The sequence below is a fragment of the Campylobacter concisus genome, from assembly GCF_002913865.1.
GTDB lineage: Bacteria > Campylobacterota > Campylobacteria > Campylobacterales > Campylobacteraceae > Campylobacter_A > Campylobacter_A concisus_AM.
In genome coordinates this window covers 1-684 of sequence record NZ_POYX01000018.1, presented here as the reverse complement: position 1 = coordinate 684, position 684 = coordinate 1, and the positions used below count along the sequence as shown (strand labels likewise).

1 pseudogene is annotated in these 684 nt (G+C 32.9%); it reads right to left on the bottom strand.

The features are described 5' to 3' along the window. Positions 1-151: 151 nt before the first annotated feature. Positions 152-684: pseudogene (locus CYP77_RS01070) on the bottom strand (hypothetical protein); the annotation flags it as partial.

Sequence of the window (684 nt, the reverse complement as noted above, 5' to 3'; positions counted from 1 at the left end):
CAATCAGCTCATTTAAATTTAAGGGAGACTGCGGTAAGACTAGCTTAGCATCACACATATTACTAAGCTCAAAAAATGTATTTAGTATTGCTATTTCTCTTGCATTACCTTGTGGAATTGGCTCTGGATATATGTAAAATAGTTTCATAAATCACTCCTTATTTTTGCACAAAAACACTATGAAAAGACCAAGCGTTACATAAAGATGAGTAAAGTACATAGTTTCAAATAATCCCCTAAATATATAAGTGCAAAGTATACTTCCAAATATTGCTATATAAAATTTGTTGTTTGACAAATACCTTTTAAAAGAAACAAAAAGCATATAAAAAACAAGCGCAACAAAAAAAGCAGTACCTACTACACCGTAATGATAATACTGGCCAATAAATACTGGCTCATCATGATGCGGATACTTAGTTCCATCAGCGCCTACACCAGTTGGGCCAAGGTCATCATTATTAACATTTTTGTCATTTAAAAATTTAGTATATTGTTTGCCACCAAAACCTATACCTATATAAGCTCTATCAGAGCCAAAAAGAAGTGGCAACCTCTTTGTCAAAATATCTCCTCTACCAGAAGTATAAAATCCTTGCGCAACTTTTAATTGTAAAAGCGTAGAGTTATAGTAGACGCAAACAGAGGCGGGAAGTAAAAATAGGCAAAATATCATGGATTTTT